The sequence below is a fragment of the Candidatus Cloacimonadota bacterium genome (assembly GCA_021734245.1).
In the GTDB taxonomy this organism is placed as follows: Bacteria; Cloacimonadota; Cloacimonadia; order Cloacimonadales; family TCS61; genus B137-G9.
Window position 1 is genome coordinate 38,646 of sequence record JAIPJH010000002.1, and the last position, 17,629, is coordinate 56,274.

Genomic DNA, 17,629 nt, shown 5'->3' on the forward strand with positions numbered 1-17,629 from the left:
CGATAAATAAATAAGTTAGCAGCAAGCAAGCTGCTTGCTATACAAGGAGAGAAGAAATGAAAAAAATTTTTGTATTTTTTTTATACTTTTAGTTGCATGTTCACTTTTTGCTCAAAGGGCTGCAAAACCTGCTAATAAAACTTCCACCGACACAGAAGAAACCACAGAAGAAACCACAGAAGAATCGTCAGAATTAATGAATCTTCTGGTCGATTCGTTCGACAACAACGATAACAGCTGGACTACGGGTGACGACGATGAGCGTTCAATCGAAATTCAAAATGGAAAGATGACCTTCCAACACAAAAGAACAGAAGGTAGTTATTTGGTATGGAACTGGAGTTACATGGATGGTGATTATCCTTTTACTATCGAGACTTCGATGAAACAAACCGGTGGAGTGGATGATCGTGGTTATGGGGTGATGTGGGGAGTTGATAATGCGGATAATTTCTACACATTCAATATCTCCGATAATGGCTTTTATCGAATTGGTAAAATGAAAGAAGGTGAATGGACAGAATATGTTGGTTGGACCGAAAGCTATCTAATAAATACCTACGGCAGTACAAATACACTGAAATTGGTGAAAGAAGGAAATAAAATCAATTTCTACATCAACGGAACTTATGTGAATCAAATAACCTATGAAGATATTTTTGCCGATGGCGTCGGTTATGTTATCTGGAGAAATCAAACTTTAGATATTGATTATCTGAACGTTTACGGATCAGACGACTGGGAACTTTGGTGGGATATGCTTGACGATTATTAGAAACATAAATTCTATAAACCTTCTAGGCTTTCTTTAGCTTGGAAGGCCTTGTGTTACTGAATCTTATGCAAGAACAGAAGATAAAATGAAAATAACTGATATTATGGCAATTTTTCATTGAAATCGGGTGATAATCCTACTATTATTAAATTTTAATGTGGTGACTTCCTTCATAAGCGGCAAAAGAGATTCTTCCAACCTGTGCCGGCGAAGTGGGCACGAAGCCGTAAGAACAACGTGCATGAGACGTCCAGCCTTCACCCAGCTTTGGCTTGGCAGGCAGAATGACAGTACTTCTCGATGCACAACAAGTTTTCTCGTTCCAAAACTCCAGTTTTGGAACGCAATTTCTAACGAAACTCCGTTTCGAGATTCTTCATGAGAACAACCTTTGCAAGATGCTTCCGGTCTTCGTCTCGAAAGAATTCGGGACTACGCCTTGGCTGGCAGAATGACGGAAACCAAAGCTGTCATCCTGTTCGTTCTTCGTAGTACTACGAAGGATGAAAGTGATCCGGCAGCTGCCGGATCGTATCGAAGGATATGGAATGATTAATGATTAATCTTTCCGACAGCAATTTCAAGAATTTTCGAAAGAAGCTGACGGAAAGAATCGAACTCTACCATCCCGCTTTTCTCGAATCAATTTATGGTAGATCTGCATGTAATTCTCAGCTGTATTTTTAAGATTGAATCTGCGTTTCGATTCGCTCATAATGCGCTGTAATTGCTTTTCTTTTAGTTCGGTTGGCAAAGCATAAAAATTCATAGCTTCCCGAATTCCAAATTCCAAACCTTCTTTATCGGCAATCAGAAAACTGAAGCCATTTCCTGTATTATTCACTACATCCAGGTGTTCAACTGTATCTTTCAAACCTCCCGTGGAGCGCACGATGGGCAGCGTTCCAAAACGGGGAGCTTCCATCTGCGGCAATCCGCAAGGTTCGTAGCGCGACGGCATCAAAATGAAATCGGCAGCAGCTTTTCCCAGATTACTGAGAGATTCATCAAAATTCATGTAAGAAATGTTCTTGTATTTGGCATCGTATTTATCCAGGATCTTTTCCAGTTTTTTATCACCATTTGCCACCACAGCGATTTGCATTCGGAATTTCTTCATAAAGTAATCCAGATTTTCTATCAAAAGATCGGGACCTTTCTGAAAATATAATCGGTTCGGCCAGAAGAAAATAGGAATATCAGGATCGATGGGTAATTTCATTTTTTCCTGGAATTGTTTTTTATTTTCTGCCTTTTTCTCCATCATGTTGTATTTATTGAAGTTGATGATATCCCGCATTACTTTGGAGTTCACTGTGTCGTTTGGTGCATTTAAAATTCCAGCTGCTCTGCCGCTGTCGCATTTCATTTTTATCATTTCAAAGATTGGTTTTGACACGATTTCGGGGAACATATTTTCTCTTAATTCCTGCAGGAATGTTTCACTTACTGTATTAAAAAAATCAGAAGCAAAAATCGCGGTAGCGGTAAAATCAATATAATTGGTTTTGAAATGCTGCGGCCAGGTTTCTTTTATATTTTCAGGATAATTTCCAAAATACAACCATTCCACAAAATCTACAGGGCGAATTCCGCTGCTTTCGATTTCCATCATCGTTTGCTTTTCTGTGAAAATATTGTGTAATGTAAACAGCGTCTTAATTCCTTTTGCTTTGGCAGCTGCCGGAATTAGACCTGTCATCCAATCGTTACAATGGATCACATCGGGTTGAATATAATCCAGCAGTAAATTTATTACATGCCTCTGCAAAGCCAGAGAACGTTTGATCGGTGAATGAAAAGGATTTTCTTCATAAGGATTTTTCAGGTATGAAAAAGCGCTGTCATTTACCAGATGAATTCCACGTCCACTCAATACAACTGCCAGCTTATCGATTTTCTGGCTGGTAATATCCGCCATTTGCTTCACGGTGCGATCGTATTTGGGCAGCACGATATGCAGTTCAAACTCCTGGCTATCATTCAGGTGACGAACCAAACTGGCAGAGATATCGCCCATTCCACCGCCTTTGGCAGCAAACAGATTGGCAGCATTTCCCATACCTTCAGGCAGTTCTGTGATCTCAGGGGTGCAAAGCAAAATCTTGGGTTTACTGCTTTTCGTTACTACGTTTTCGTACTGCCGGCTGATCTCCTGATTTACAGCATTGGCATTTCTATTTCTCATGCGGTTTTTCCTCCCCGAGACTTTCCAAAAGCACTTCAACCTGATATTCTGAACTAATTAAATTTTGTTTGATTTTTTTGAAAAACTTCAACCATTTATTTTGAGATCTTTTCTTTGTGATAAACAATAAAATCAAGCTTTCCATCAATTTGATATATTCTGCAAATGACTCAAGATTGAACCAAATTTTTTCTTCAAATTCATTAATTGCCAGGAACTTGATTATTCGAGGTTTCTGTAGAATCATCTTTAGCCATTCCAATTGATCTTCTGCATCTCTGATCTTTGTTATGGAATCTAAAATCACACCAATCTGGAAAGCAAAATCTTCTTCAAGTTCGGGAATAAATTTTTCTGATATTGAATTGATCTCGGAATCAATTAGGGAATCATGATACCAATTTTTACCAAACTTATTTTGGAAGATCTCGATCAGGGGTTCTAACATAGAAACCAATAAAATTGAAAGTTTTTCTTTTTCGGAAAGGTCATCGGAATTCAGCAGCACAACATTTTGGATATTTTCACAAATCGATTTTGAAATTTTATCTGATTTTTTTACTTCAAAATTCCCAACCAATTCAGAAATATTTTTGCTGATCCTGAAATTCAACTCTTTCTGCCAGGAAGCATTATCTTTAATTTTTTTGGCCTTCCATTTAAGGATAAGCTGCTTCAAAAATTCTTTAGAAATTAGTTTAGCAAAACTGTCCAGCAGATCAGCATATTCCATTCTCTTCAATTCCCGATTGATATTCTTCGTTCCTTCCAGATGCAGATGATCGTGAAGTCTGGCATATATTCCCGCGGTATCATAAACCTCGACCACTTCCCAGAAAACGTGATATTTGAAGGCAGATAATTTCAGGAACATTCCTCTATCGTATAGATCTTTAGATCTTCGTATGTAAGAAAGTCCGGTTATGGCATCTTTAAAGATCGTTATCCAGTTATCTTCATTGTGCAAATTCCATAATTCGGCCAGTGTGACCTGTTGCCATTCAATATTGTCTTCCACGAAGACCGGTTTTTTGGCATGATGAACATTTCCCCACGTTTCCTGAAATACATTATGGTATACTACCAAAGATCGCTGACCTTGAAACTCGTTGCTGTAGGCAAAAACATTTTCATTCAGATGGCCATCGGTATTTACAAAATCGTAGAGAACAAATTTTTCTACATCGCTGAACAATTCCCGTTTTTTCAATAATGGGAAGATCTCTTTTTGATGTCTTTCCACCATATATCTATTAGGATTTTCCCACATTTTTGGTTTGGAAAATTCCATGCCGTAACGCTCAGTAAATCCCTCGATCTGACCGTGGGCAAACATGGGAAGTCCCGGCATTGTTGCCATCAAAATGCAAACTCCGAAGTATTTATCATCCGTGCCAAATTGTGAGATCGCAGTTTCTTCATCGGGATTGCTCATGAAGTTCACAAATCGTTTTAGGATTTGTGGATTGAACTCCAGCACATTCTTTATCGATTCGCGATATTTTTGATTTTCTTCTGCTTTCAGCATATTCATAAAAGCGCTGTTATATACCCGATGCATTCCCAGTGTACGCACAAAATAACCTTCCATCATCCAGAAAGCTTCAGCTAAAAGCAATGTATCAGGAGCTTCTTGTGCCACGCGATCGACTACTTCCCGCCAGAATTCGTTGGGAATATGATAATTAAATTCTTCTCTGCTCATCGCATGTCGAGATCGTCCGGGAATTGCTCCGCCACTTCCCCGTTCTGGAAACCACAAACGCTGAATATGCTTTTTCGCCAGCGTCATAGCAGCATCGAAGCGGATCACCGGAAATCTTTTTGCAATCGAGATTATTTCTTTGATAACAGCTTCCCGCACTTCCGGCAGCAGATAATTCAATTGAGCTGTATCGTTCCAGGGAATGCTGGTTCCGTCGTTTCCATGATAAATATAACGCGATCTGCCATCTCTTTTGTCATAAAGCTTGAAAACAACTGCTGCATCACTTTCGTCAAAATAATGATCTTCCAGAAAAATCTCGATTTCTCCTCGATCAGATAGATTTTGACTATGGAAATTATAGGAAGGAAATGGGGGTTCATTTTCCTGTAGAAACCAGTCGGGATGCTGCACGATCCAATCGGAATCGATCCCCATGTGATTGGGAACCATATCGCAGCCGATCCGCATTCCAAAATGCCAGGCTTTTTTCTGCAGTTCATGCATTGCTCCATTGCCACCCAGCTCGTGTGCCACATGATAATTTTTGAGCGAATAAGCACTGGCAATAGCTTCCTGATCTCCTTTCTGCTGCTTGAACTTTCGGGAAGCATCGCTGCGTTCCCAAATTCCAATCAGCCAGATTCCAGAAAAACCTCTATCGGAAATTTCCTGCAATTCTTCTGGTGGAACCTGATCGAGTCTGCTGATTTCCCGATCATATTTTCTGCTGAGTTGCGCCAGCCACACATAAGTAGATTTTGCCAGCAGAACCAGCTTACTCATCCAATCCTGATCTTCGGAAAATCTTTCATATTCTTCATCGGAAAAATCGTAAATCTGAGTTGGACCGGGTCCGCCACCACGGAAAGTTGTTTCTTCATTCAGAATGTCCAAACCTTCCAGAAGCTGCCAGAGCAGATCACCCAGAAGTTCACCAAAATGAGTTCGGATAAATTCCAGCTGCTGCTGAATAGAACCTTTTTTCATGGCTATCAGAATTAATTCCAGCAAACTGTAGTTCTGTGCTATTTTGGGTTTTTCGGAAAAATATTTTTTAGAAAATTCTATCAGTTTATGATACGTTTTTTGCTTTTTTAACTTTTTATCATCAAAGAAAATACTAAATTTCTGGAAGGCTTCGTTTTGGTTGCAAAACCAGATAATAAGAGATTCAAAGATAATTTCATCTTCATTGATTGCATAGTTCTTCTGTATTTGATCTTTGAACTGATTAAAATCATTTTGATCAGAATTGTGCAGGATATGCTCGTAAATATCTTTCCAGGCTGAAGGAGCATTTTTGATTGTGTAAGCAGAAATAATCTGCCTGTAGATCTTTATGAGCAGCTGCAAGCCGTTTAATTCACCGGCCGAAATATTTTTTATATTTTCGCTGCTTAATTTCTCGATTATTTTGTATAACGCCTTGCTGTCTTTAAAAGCAAGTGAACCATCTGACTGCAGAAATTCTTCTAGATGCAGTTTCTGTAACACTGATTTTTTTACTGGAATATTTCTCAATTTCTTACCAATCAATCCTTTAATAATACCACTTTATATAATCTTCAAATTGCTGGAAGAAACATGGTTTTGGTCGAATTCTAACATTGATACTCTGCTTTCCGGCACCAATGATATTTGTTTTCAGTTCATAATGAGCAATGTCCTTTTCTTTACCAGTGAAATCCAACGGAATTACCTGCCAGTCGGTTTCGTTTTCCATATAAAATGCTTCCACTTTTATCAGGTCTTCCGAAGCACTATCGATAAATAATTCCACTTTAACATTAAGATCCAAACCACTCTCAACATGCTCGTCTGGATAAATATTCATCTCCACTTTCTGGAATTTGATCTTATTCCAATACTGCTTTATCATATCCTGAGTTTTTTGTAATTTTTTCAGATTTACAAATTCATTTTCAGAAAGCTGCAAATTGTTATGGTAACTCGGTAAATAAGATTTGTTCAAGTAATCACGCAGAACTCGTTGCATATTGAATTGACTTCCCACATCTTGAATAGAATTCTTCATCATTTTGATCCAATTTTTTGGAAGACCATTTCTATCCTGATCATAGTAAATTTTAGTAATCTCATTTTCCAGGATATCATAAATTTCATTAGCTTCCAATGTGTCTCTCACACTGGGATCAAAAATGTTGTCTCCGCTGGTTATCGACCAGCCGTTGCCTTCGTTATAGCATTCCGGCCACCAACCATCTGGAACACTGAGGTTCAAAGCTCCATTCATTCCAGCTTTCATGCCCGAAGTTCCGCTGGCTTCATGTGGTTTGATCGGATTATTCAGCCACACATCTACACCTTGCACCAGATGACGAGCAATATTAATATCATAATTTTCCAGAAATACGAAGCGGTGTTCCATTCCAATATCTTTCGCGAAATCGATCAGAGATTTGATGACAGCTTTTCCTTTTTCATCTGCAGGATGTGCTTTACCAGCATAAATAAACTGGATTGGCCTTTCTTCATTGGAAAGCAACTTCAACAATCTTTCCTTGTTGTGCAGAATCAGCGAACCACGTTTGTAAGAAGCAAATCTGCGTGCAAATCCTACCAGAAGATGATTGGGATTTAAAACTGAACCGACTCGAATTGCCGAAGCTCCCCGATAAACCAGAGTATGCAGAAGACGTCTTCGTACAAAAGAGATCAATTGTTCTTTGCGCTCTTGATGAGCATGCCAGATTTCCACATTGGGAATCGTATGAATATTTTTCCAGGTGTTTTCATCATCTGCCCGATGCTGATAATCCGTTCCCAGATAACGATCAAACAAGCGAGCCATCTGCCTGCTGATCCAGCTTTGAACATGAACACCATTCGTGATGGCGGAAAATGGAAATTCATCTTCGTAAAGGTTTGGATAAATAGGATGCCACATTTCACGGGCTACTTCACTGTGTATTTTGGAAACACCATTTACAAATTTGGAAAATCTTATAGCCAAAGCAGAAAGATTGAAATTGTTGTTCCCTGGCATTTTAGCATATTCGCTGAAACGCTCAAAACTTATTCCGCACGATGTAACTTCTTTTTCCAGATACAATTTTACAAGTTGAGAATCAAATTCCTCATTTCCAGCTGGAACTGGAGTATGAGTGGTAAATACCGTGCTACCCTTTATAAGATTCATAGCTTCATCGAAGCTGAATTTGTTTTCTGTTATCAAATTCTGTAATCTTTTTATAATCAGGAAAGCAGAATGTCCTTCATTCAAATGATACACATTAGGCTGCAATTCCAAAGCTTTTATCAATTCCAGCGAACCAAATGCCAACACTATTTCCTGCAGCATTCGCATGGTTCTGTCGGCCACGTAAAGGTGATCGGTTATGGCACGAAATTGCGGTTTATTCTGTTCCAGATCGGTATCCAGAAGGTAAAGCGGAACCTTTCCCACAAAAGCATTGTAAACTTTTAAATAAACTTTTTCATCACGTAAGTTTATAGAAAGTAAGAGATCCTTGCCATCTTTATCTTTCAGTTTCTGAATCGGTTTATTGTACCATTCATTTTCGGTGTAAACTTCCTGCTGTTTTCCTTCCAGATCGATGCGTTGATTGAAATAGCCATAACGATACAAAAGTCCAAAAGCTGTTAATGGAATTCCCAGATCGGAAGCTGCTTTCAGATGATCTCCGCTCAACACTCCCAAACCTCCGGAATAAACCGGTAAAGATTCATGAATTCCAAATTCCATCGAGAAATAGGCAATTTTAAACTCGGGATCAAACTTCTTTTTTTCTCCGTTTTCATCCAGAAAGAAACCTTCATATTGCTGGAATGTTTCGAATTTTTCATACACCGAGTTCATCTCGTTCATAAATCCGGAATTCTGTGAAAGTTCTTCCAGTTTTTCATTAGGAACATCTTGAAGAACTTTGAGCGGATTATGATCAAATTTTCTGAACAGTACCGGATCGATTCGATTAAATAAGCGAAATGCATCTGGATCCCAGGTTGACCAGAGATTACGAGCAAGTTTTAATAGCGGTTCCATGTCTTTGGGAACTTGCGGATTCACATAAAAATTTTTGAATTTTATATTATCTTTCATAATTACCTCCATATAATATGTAAATTTACATAAGTCGAATATGTGTCAACTCTCTTAGTCGACTATTTTAATATGATGACCATTAAAACTTTTTTATTTTTTTCGGCTGCAGGTTTTGTTTGACGGAATTACTGTCATAAAAAGATTCAGATAAGGATAAAATTATGATAGAAAAATATAGAACAAAGTTCAATTACACACCTCCCATCGGGGGAGTGAAAAAAGTTTTCATTTGTGGTTCATTCAACGATTGGAAACCAGATGAATACGAGCTGAAAAAACAAGCTGATAACTATGAAATTGAGTTGGAACTTCCAGCTGGAAAATATTCTTATAAATTTATCGTGGATGGACATTGGCTGGCCGATGAAACTGCAAATTACTATGAAGATGACAACAGAGGTGGTAGAAACAGCATAGTTTATGTGGGAACAGAATCTTCCGATCTTTATGTGATACCAATTGAATTTGTATCTGAAACTAATATCAAGAATTGCTACATTGCCGGAAGTTTTAATGATTGGAATCCGAAGAAAAATAAACTAGAAAAAATTGATAAAAATAAATTCAAACTGAATCTTCTTTTACCCAAAGGAGAGCATGAATACAAGCTGATCGTGAATAATGAAAAATGGATAACTGATCCAAAAAATAGTAATTTGAAACCAGATGATCGGGGTGGAAAAAATTCGGTTTTGAGCGTAGATGAAAACTCAACCAGATTCACAGGAAATGAAGCGGAAATATTTACTTTTGGCTTGGTTGATGATCATTTTCCGATCGGTGAAGAGATTGGAAATAATTTTGTTCGCTTTGCCTGCAAAACTTATCGCAATAATGTAGATTCGGTTCAGCTTATCTGGAATGAAGAAACATATTCTTTAAACAAATATTTTTCCAATTCAAATCAAGATTTTTATTCTTTGATCCTAAATTGCAAAAAAAATTCAGAGAATTTTCAATTGAAGTTCATCAAAAAATCCAAAACTAAATATCTAAATATAAATGATAATTTTTTCCACATAAAAAAGCAACCGCAAGATCTTGGTTGGATCAGAAAAAGTGTGATCTATCAGATATTCTGCGATCGCTTTAAAAATGGAAATCCAAAATTGAACCAGAATTTTAGAGAATGGTATTACGATCCCAAACAAAATCCGCTTTCGGAAGGTGCTCGTAAAAAATTATTCAAGTATGAAGAAGACTGGAGCAACTGGCAGATTTTGAAAGATGATCCGCAAAAACATTTTACATTTTTTGGTGGTGATCTGATCGGTGTAATTCAGAAAATTCCTTACCTGAAAGAGCTTGGTGTGAATTGTATTTACTTCAATCCCCTGGTAGAATCTGCTTCCAATCATAAATACGATACTTACGATTATTTTCAAATCGATCCCCATTTTGGTGGAAATTCAGAATTTATGAAATTGGTCGAAGAATGTCATCAAATTGGAATAAAAGTAATTTTGGATTTTGCCTTCAATCATGTAGGGCTTGGGTTCTTCGCGTTTCAGGACTGTTTAAAACATGGAAAGAAATCGAACTATTTCAACTGGTTCGATTGGTACAAGTTCCCGTTACCAAAAAAGATTTCCAATGAATTCAGAGCTTCCGATTATTATCAATGCTGGTGGGGGCATGCCGATCTTCCCGATTTGAATTTTGATCTTTCACGTTTTCATCCTGAGGAAAATTATCTGCATGATGAAAAAGATGCAGAAGTGAATGAACCGCTGGTTGATCATCTTTTGGATGTTGCTGAATTCTGGATTAAAGATATGCAGATCGACGGCTTCAGGCTGGATGTTCCCAACGAAGTTCCTTTCTGGTTCTGGAAGCAATTTCGAGCCAAAGTGAAAGAGCTGAAACCTGATGCATACCTGGTTGGAGAGATCTGGCATAATGCCGAAGAATGGCTGGATAAATACTTCGATGCCGTGATGAACTACTCCTATTTTCGCGAGCCGATGCTGCAGTTTTTTGCTCTGCATAATTGGGATTCAGGAAAATTCCTGCAGGAAATGCTGAATGGCCTGCATCATTATGGATTTGCCGGTTTGAGCTTGATGATGAATCTTTTGGACAGCCACGACACACATCGTTTTCTGGAAGCTGTAAGTGGTGACATTAGAAAATTGAAACTGGCAGTTCTCTTTCAGATGAGCTGGATTGGAGTTCCGCATATTTTTTATGGAGATGAAGTCGGTTTGCGTGGTGGCGATGATCCAGATAATCGCCGACCGATGAATTGGAATTACAAAGAAGAAAATACACTGCAAAAACTGCATGATTTCTATTCTGAAATTATAAAAATAAGAAATGAAAATGAATGTTTGATCTATGGAGATCTAAAAATAGTTTCACAGAATCATCTTGTTGCTTTTGAAAGAGTTTTAGGTAGAAATACAATTTTGGTTTTGATCAATAATTCGGATGAGATCAAAGAATTTAAATTGAAAGAAAATTATTGTGATTTGATCTCTGAAAGTGAAGAGTCAGATATCATAATTATCAAGGAATATGAAGGAAGAATTCTAAAAAGAATTTAGTCGTGCTTAACTTTGATGATCTCTTCTTTATTAAATCCCCATAATCCAGCTTTTTCAATAAGTCGATTGTAATATTCCTCGGCAATCTGCGGAGTTCGGCTTAGAATCCAGAAATAATTGAATGATTTGCTGGTTACGATTGCCAGAGAATAATCTTCTTCCAGATAAATGATGCGATAAGCTGATGAGAAGGGCCAGAAGAAACTTACTTTCAGTTCTGATGGCTTAGTTTCATCAGGAATCCAGGCTTTTCCTTTGGATTCGCTCCATTTCTGTTTCTTGGTGTTATATCCTCTATTCAAAACTTCTATTTTACCATTTTCCAAAAGTGTGTAAGTTGCAGTAACCTGTTGCAGATTTTTCTCAAAAAAATGCGGTAATCTGGCAATTTCATACCACTTTCCCAGATATCTTTCCAACTTAAAATCTTCAACCACTTTTATTCCTGTTGTTTTGGGAGCAGCAAAACAATTAGAAGCTGCAAGAATTATCACGAATAGTCCAATTGATTTCATTATATCACCTTTTTTGTTTTATAAATTAAAGCTAATATTGCCTAAGGCAAAGAGAATTTAATATGTGAAGTTTTCTCTCCGACTACACCTAATATTTTTTCTTTTTAATGATTTACCCTTTGACAGATAGACCACACCTCACAGGTTGACACGCAAATTAAAAAAAAAATAAAAAGGATAAGACATGCAAAACAAAGTTTTAGCTAAAGTGAATGGAAAAGAAATAACCCAATTTGATGTAGATCATTTCTTGCGCAGTATGGGGCAGGAACGAGCAGCTCAATTCAACAATGAAGAAGGTAGAAAACGCATTCTGGACGAATTAGTTAATCAGAACCTCTTTCTGGCAGATGCCATCGACAGCAAAGTCGAAGAAACAGCCGAATTCCAGAATGAAATGAACAGAATGAAAGATGTGATATTAACTCAAGTGAACATAAATTCCACGATGCGTCAGGTGGGAATTGTAGAAGATGAAATTGAAAAATATTTCCAGGAAAATAAAAGCAAATACGATCTTCCGGCCTCGGCAAATACTAGTCACATTCTGGTGGAAGACGAAGCCAAATGTAATGAAATTTATGACAAATTAATGAAGCAGGAAATCGATTTTGCTGAGGCTGCAAAAGACCATTCCAAATGCCCTTCCAGCCAGAAAGGCGGTGAACTGGGAATGTATCCTCGCGGCCAGATGGTTCCCGAATATGAAGCTGTAGCTTTCGATATGAAAGTTGGTGATATCAGCAAACCTGTAAAAACTCAGTTCGGTTATCACATCATCAAGCTTAACGACAAAGAAGAAGCTAAAGAAGCAGATTTTGCCGAATTAAAAGATAAAGTAGCTCAAGACCTGAAAGCCAAAAAACAGCACGAAGTATACTTTAATAAACTGCAGGATTTGAAAGGAAAATATAATGTGGAAATGATGTAGGTTTTATAAACCACGAATTTTCAAGTATTTACTCGAATTTGAAAATAAACCTGTTGGAATTTAAATTCCGGCAGGTTTTTTTTTTAGTTGTACTTCACGTCTCGAAAGCCATGAAATCAAAGCTGATCGGAGTTGATCGGTAAAAACAGCGAGTTCGCTCGTGACGAGAGAAACAACATTTTTCAATACACTTCTCTGCGATGAGCAATTCTAATTATGATGATGATTAAATCGTTTTCTTTCTTCTGAAAAATGATTCGATAGGAGCCAACTCGTAGTCGAAACAAATCCTGTAAATTCCCTTTCAAGGCTTTCAAATTGTGTTTCAAAGATGCCGGATTTTCGGCTAATTGCAGGATTTTTGCTTTGATCCTTCTCTGCCAGACAGGATCGATCCGTTTAAATTCTTCAACTGCTTTCTTATGAAATTTGACGCCGTATTTCACAAGCTTAGTTCTTTCCAGATTTTCTCAGCCGGAACGAGTTCTTCACCGTTTTCTATCATTCTTTTTTCTGCTAATTCTGCATCCATTTCATCAAAGTAAAGTTCCAGGGCATCTGCAATGATGCGGCTCTTTTTATTGTTCATCTCTTCTGCCAGTTTACTCAATTCCAGAGCAATTCCGGCCGGAAGCGTAATATTCAATCTTTCGTGCTTTTCCATTTTTCCTCCAAATACAGAAAGTAATGTGTATTTTACAGTGTATTTTGTCAAGCATGATTTGTTTTTAACCTGCCTGGTTTCCAAAAATCAAGCAGGTTTTTAATTTTTAATATTGGGTTTAATATCTATGAGAGTATTGGAATTTCTAAAATTATTTTATAAACTATAACAATTTTTCTTTTACTCTTTTAATATTGAAATATTTATTGGAAAAAATTGCAGCTTGACTAACAAATGAAAATTGCAATTTTTGATAATCATCAAATTTAATTTTGAGGGGATAGCATGAAAGTTATTACAAAAATCCACATCGAAAACTTTAGATCTTTTTGTGGAACTAGGAAAGATGATACTGCTGAAGTTGTTGATGTAGCCGATTTAAATATATTTTCTGGAGCAAATGATTCTGGTAAATCGAATGTACTAAGAGCTTTAAATCTATTTTTCAACAATGAAGTCAATAGAGGTCAATCATTCAATCATATATCTGATCTAAATATTCAAAAAAGAAAATCTGGAAATCGAGTTGTAAAAATTCAATTAGATTTTGATATTTCATGGGATAATAAAAGAGATAAATTTTTACCATCAAGATTTTCAATATCAAAATTCTATGATGTTAACGGTTTTAGAAATTATTGGTATGAATTTAAAATAAAAAATATTAGTAAAACTATTAGAATAGATTCCAGAGCTGATAAAAATAGATTAGTATATCACGTATTTTTACCTGACAATTTTGAGAAATTAGATGATAAGACTAAATCAAATCTGGAAGAAAGAGCAAAGAAAAGAGAATGGAATTATAGAGTTAAATTCTCAGGTTTTTTAAACCGATCTGTTTCATTTCAATATGTACCAGCAATAAAAGATGAATCTTTTTTTTCATACTTATATGGTAAGACTATTTTACAGTTGCTTTCTAATGAGGAGAATTCAGTTAATAAATTGTTGAGTAAAAAAGATGAAATTGAAAACTGGCAATCATTTATAAAAAAGAAAAAACTAAAACCTGAAAAAAGAAAAAATTTGAAAGACAAAAAATGGCGTATAAAAGAACTCAATGATATTGAATCTCGAATAAAAGCAACTTCAAAGATGCAATCAGCAATAAGATCTCTTGAAAACCAAATAAACAAATTTTCAGATTCACTTTTTTCATCTACTACATTTTTATCATCAGAATTCAAAGTAGGTGACGATCTAAGAGATTTTTTTGAGAATTTTGATATTGGAACAGGTACAAATAAAACCCTTTCTTTGAAACTAAGAGGTGATGGTATTAGAGCTCGATTTATTCCCCAAATTTTGGATTTTGTTGATTCAATACAGAATGATAAAAAATATTTTTTATGGGGATTTGAAGAGCCTGAAAATTCATCTGAGTATAGAAATCAAAAAGCTTTAGCTGATATCCTTAAAAAAGATTTTTCAAGAAATAAGCAAATCTTTGTAACTACTCATTCAGAAGAGTTTCTATCCATTTACGATGGAAAAGAAATTGAAAACAGTGAAAGGAAAGCAAACTTGTACCACGTTAAGAAAGCATCCAGTGATAAATTTTCGGATTTTTCAGTTATTAAGATTTTTGATGTTGAAAATCAGACTTTCGAATTTAGCACAACAAAATCAGATATAGAAGATGACTTAGGAACATCACTAATACGTGCAAAATATTCAAAAGAACTAAAAGAAAAAGAAAAACAATTTTTGAAAGAAAAAGAGGTTTTAGAAAAACAAAATGGACCAATATTATATGTTGAAGGTTTATTTGAAGAGTGTGTATTTAAAAAAATATTAGGTGATAACATAAATTTTGAGATTAAATCTGCCAATAGTGCAAATGGTGTTGCAAAAAAAATTATTGGTAGTTCATTTAAGGATTCAAGACATAAAGTCTTAGGTCTATTTGATCACGACAGTGCTGGAAAAAATGCTGTTTCTTTTATTAAAGATAATCGTAATGAAAATAATTTAGTTAAAAATGAATATATAAAACCTAACAATAGATTGATTGAAATTCTTCAAAAACAAGGAATAGAATATTCGATTGACGAATTACTTCCAGATTTTATTTGGGATTATTTGTATAATAATGACTTTTTAGAAGATGCTAACAAATTTGAAATTAGAGCTATTCCAAATAATTTATCTTTAGATGAATATTTGAGAGGAAAGTTCATTGAAGACAATATTGCTATAATAAAGGTTTCAAAGAAAATAAAAAGAGTTAAAAAGGATGATTTCAGAAATTACATTATTGATTTAAATGAAACCCATTTTCAAGAAATAATTATTTCTTTACAACCCACTTTACAGATAATAAAAGATTATTTTTCATAAAACTTATCCTATTACTTTTATTTATATAACTGATAGAATCTTATTTTCACGTTAAAAACATCTAGATTTGCGTGGAAGCTTTTTTTGGCAAGAATGTCTTCTTTTTTTGGAGCATCGAATCTACAATAAAGGGCGATTATGAACTTGTAAGCCCATGAATTATCGCCCTTTATTCGTTGCTAATCCTACTTCCCAGCCGTCATCGCTGCCACATCGGCTTGCACCTCTCCGATCGGTTTAATATCGAAGTTTTCCACCAGAACTTTGGCCACGTTTGGAGATAAGAAAGCCGGCAGAGTCGGGCCCAGACGAATTCCTTTCACACCGAGATAAAGTAGAGCCAGTAGCACTGTTACAGCTTTCTGCTCATACCAGGCAATATCGAAAGAGATCGGCAGATCATTGATGTCATCCAGGCCAAAAACTTCCTTCAATTTTAAAGCTATTACAGCCAGCGAATAACTATCGTTGCATTGACCGGCATCCAGCACACGGGGAATGCCACCAATGTCGCCCAGATCAAGTTTGTTGTAACGATATTTGGCGCAACCGGCAGTAAGAATAACCGTATCTTGCGGCAATTCTTCGGCTACTTCCGTGAAATAATCACGGGTTTTGTGACGCCCATCGCAGCCTGCCATCACGATGAAACGTTTGATAGCACCGGATTTGACGGCATCCACCACTTTATCTGCCAATGCAATTACTTGATTATGAGCAAATCCGCCCACTATCTTTCCGGTTTCAATCTCAATTGGCGGATCGCAGGTTTTTGCCAGTTCAATGATTTCACTAAAATCCTTGGCTTCGCCTTTTTCTGGTCTGGCAATGTGTGGCACACCGGGATAGCCAGCCATACCGGTGGTAAAAATCCTGTCTTTGTAAGAATCTTTAACGGGAGTGATGCAGTTCGTGGTCATCAGAATGGGTCCGTTGAAGCTGGCAAATTCCTTATCCTGCTTCCACCAGGCATTTCCATAGTTTCCTACAAAATGTTCATACTTTTTAAAGGCTGGATAATAATTAGCCGGCAGCATTTCACTGTGGGTATAAACGTCCACGCCCGTACCTTCGGTCTGCTTCAGCAGTTCTTCCATATCTTTCAGATCGTGGCCTGAAATGAGAATAGCCGGATTATTGCGAACACCAATATTAACTTCTGTAATTTCAGGATTGCCGTAAGTTTCGGTATTTGCAGCATCCAGAACAGCCATTGTATCCACGGCAACTTTTCCGCATTCCAGCACAAGTTTCACCAGATCATCGGCAGAAAGTCCATCATCCAGCGTGGCGATGAGCGCTTTTTCTGTGAACATCACAATTTCCTTGATCTCCTTGCCCAATTGCCTGGCATGATGAGCATAAGCAGCGATTCCTTTTAAACCATAAGTCAGCAGTTCACGCAGGGAGCGGATATCTTCGTTGTCGGTTTGCAACACGCCCACCTGCTGGGCTTTGGCATCGACGTTTTCATCTGTGATCGTAAAACTGGCAGCATCATGATCGGCAAACTTGATGTCCTTTATTCCCATTTCGGCAACTTTTTCTTTGCCCATATCCCGCATTTTGATGGTTTCCTTGATGGCCTTCACGAAAAAATCCCGATCAAAATTGGCATTCGTGATGGTGGAAAACAGCATTCCCACGATAAAATCATCCAGTTCATTGCAGGTATCGGCATATTGTTTTCGTACTTCCAGGCTGGCTGTGGAACGGAAAATCACCAGTCCTTTCAAAGCATAGATCAAAAGATCCTGCAAATTTGCCACATCAGCTGGTTTACCGCAAACTCCATTCACGGTGCAGCCTTTGTTGCCCAGAGCTTCCTGACATTGATAACAAAACATACTCATTAATTCATCCTCCTGTTAT

The 17,629-nt window shown here is 36.9% G+C and carries 11 protein-coding genes; 4 read left to right on the plus strand and 7 right to left on the minus strand.

The features are described from left to right. Nucleotides 1-34: 34 nt before the first annotated feature. Nucleotides 35-775, plus strand: coding sequence for a hypothetical protein (locus K9N40_00745; GenBank protein MCF7812988.1), 741 nt, complete (start codon nt 35-37; stop codon nt 773-775). Between the two features lie 580 nt (nt 776-1,355). On the opposite strand, the gene K9N40_00750 is transcribed toward K9N40_00745, so the two are convergent. Genes K9N40_00750 through glgP form a run of 3 tightly spaced genes read right to left on the minus strand, consistent with a single transcriptional unit; the run spans nt 1,356 to nt 8,755 of the window. Next, a complete protein-coding gene (locus K9N40_00750; protein ID MCF7812989.1) occupies nt 1,356-2,963 on the minus strand; it encodes a glycogen/starch synthase in 1,608 nt (535 codons plus the stop codon). Continuing rightward, the gene (locus K9N40_00755) at nt 2,953-6,165 is read right to left on the minus strand and encodes a hypothetical protein (protein MCF7812990.1); all 3,213 of its coding nucleotides are present in this window, start codon (nt 6,163-6,165) and stop codon (nt 2,953-2,955) included. Before K9N40_00755 ends, K9N40_00750 begins: the two co-directional genes overlap by 11 nt. Nucleotides 6,166-6,211: 46 nt before the next feature. Then, nucleotides 6,212-8,755, minus strand: a complete 2,544-nt coding sequence (gene glgP, locus K9N40_00760) for an alpha-glucan family phosphorylase (GenBank protein ID MCF7812991.1) — start codon at nt 8,753-8,755, stop codon at nt 6,212-6,214. Nucleotides 8,756-8,919: 164 nt separating this feature from the next. Between glgP and K9N40_00765 the strand changes: the two genes are divergently transcribed. Further along, the gene (locus tag K9N40_00765) at nt 8,920-11,304 is read left to right on the plus strand and encodes a hypothetical protein (GenBank protein ID MCF7812992.1); all 2,385 of its coding nucleotides are present in this window, start codon (nt 8,920-8,922) and stop codon (nt 11,302-11,304) included. On the opposite strand, the gene K9N40_00770 is transcribed toward K9N40_00765, so the two are convergent. Next, the gene (locus tag K9N40_00770) at nt 11,301-11,819 is read right to left on the minus strand and encodes a lipocalin family protein (protein ID MCF7812993.1); all 519 of its coding nucleotides are present in this window, start codon (nt 11,817-11,819) and stop codon (nt 11,301-11,303) included. The two genes, K9N40_00765 and K9N40_00770, sit on opposite strands and share 4 nt — an antisense overlap. Before the next feature lie 184 nt (nt 11,820-12,003). Here K9N40_00770 and K9N40_00775 point away from each other — a divergent pair, with 184 nt between their 5' ends. Next, nucleotides 12,004-12,750, plus strand: a complete 747-nt coding sequence (locus tag K9N40_00775; GenBank protein MCF7812994.1) for a peptidylprolyl isomerase — start codon at nt 12,004-12,006, stop codon at nt 12,748-12,750. Nucleotides 12,751-12,932: 182 nt separating this feature from the next. On the opposite strand, the gene K9N40_00780 is transcribed toward K9N40_00775, so the two are convergent. After that, entirely contained in the window at nt 12,933-13,196 is a 264-nt protein-coding gene (locus K9N40_00780) for a type II toxin-antitoxin system RelE/ParE family toxin (GenBank protein MCF7812995.1), read from the minus strand. Continuing rightward, a complete protein-coding gene (locus K9N40_00785; protein ID MCF7812996.1) occupies nt 13,193-13,414 on the minus strand; it encodes a hypothetical protein in 222 nt (73 codons plus the stop codon). Before K9N40_00785 ends, K9N40_00780 begins: the two co-directional genes overlap by 4 nt. 285 nt (nt 13,415-13,699) lie before the next feature. Between K9N40_00785 and K9N40_00790 the strand changes: the two genes are divergently transcribed. Beyond that, nucleotides 13,700-15,757, plus strand: coding sequence for an ATP-binding protein (locus tag K9N40_00790; GenBank protein MCF7812997.1), 2,058 nt, complete (start codon nt 13,700-13,702; stop codon nt 15,755-15,757). A 185-nt stretch (nt 15,758-15,942) separates the two neighbouring features. On the opposite strand, the gene hcp is transcribed toward K9N40_00790, so the two are convergent. Beyond that, the gene (gene hcp / locus K9N40_00795) at nt 15,943-17,610 is read right to left on the minus strand and encodes a hydroxylamine reductase (GenBank protein MCF7812998.1); all 1,668 of its coding nucleotides are present in this window, start codon (nt 17,608-17,610) and stop codon (nt 15,943-15,945) included. Nucleotides 17,611-17,629 lie beyond the last annotated feature (19 nt).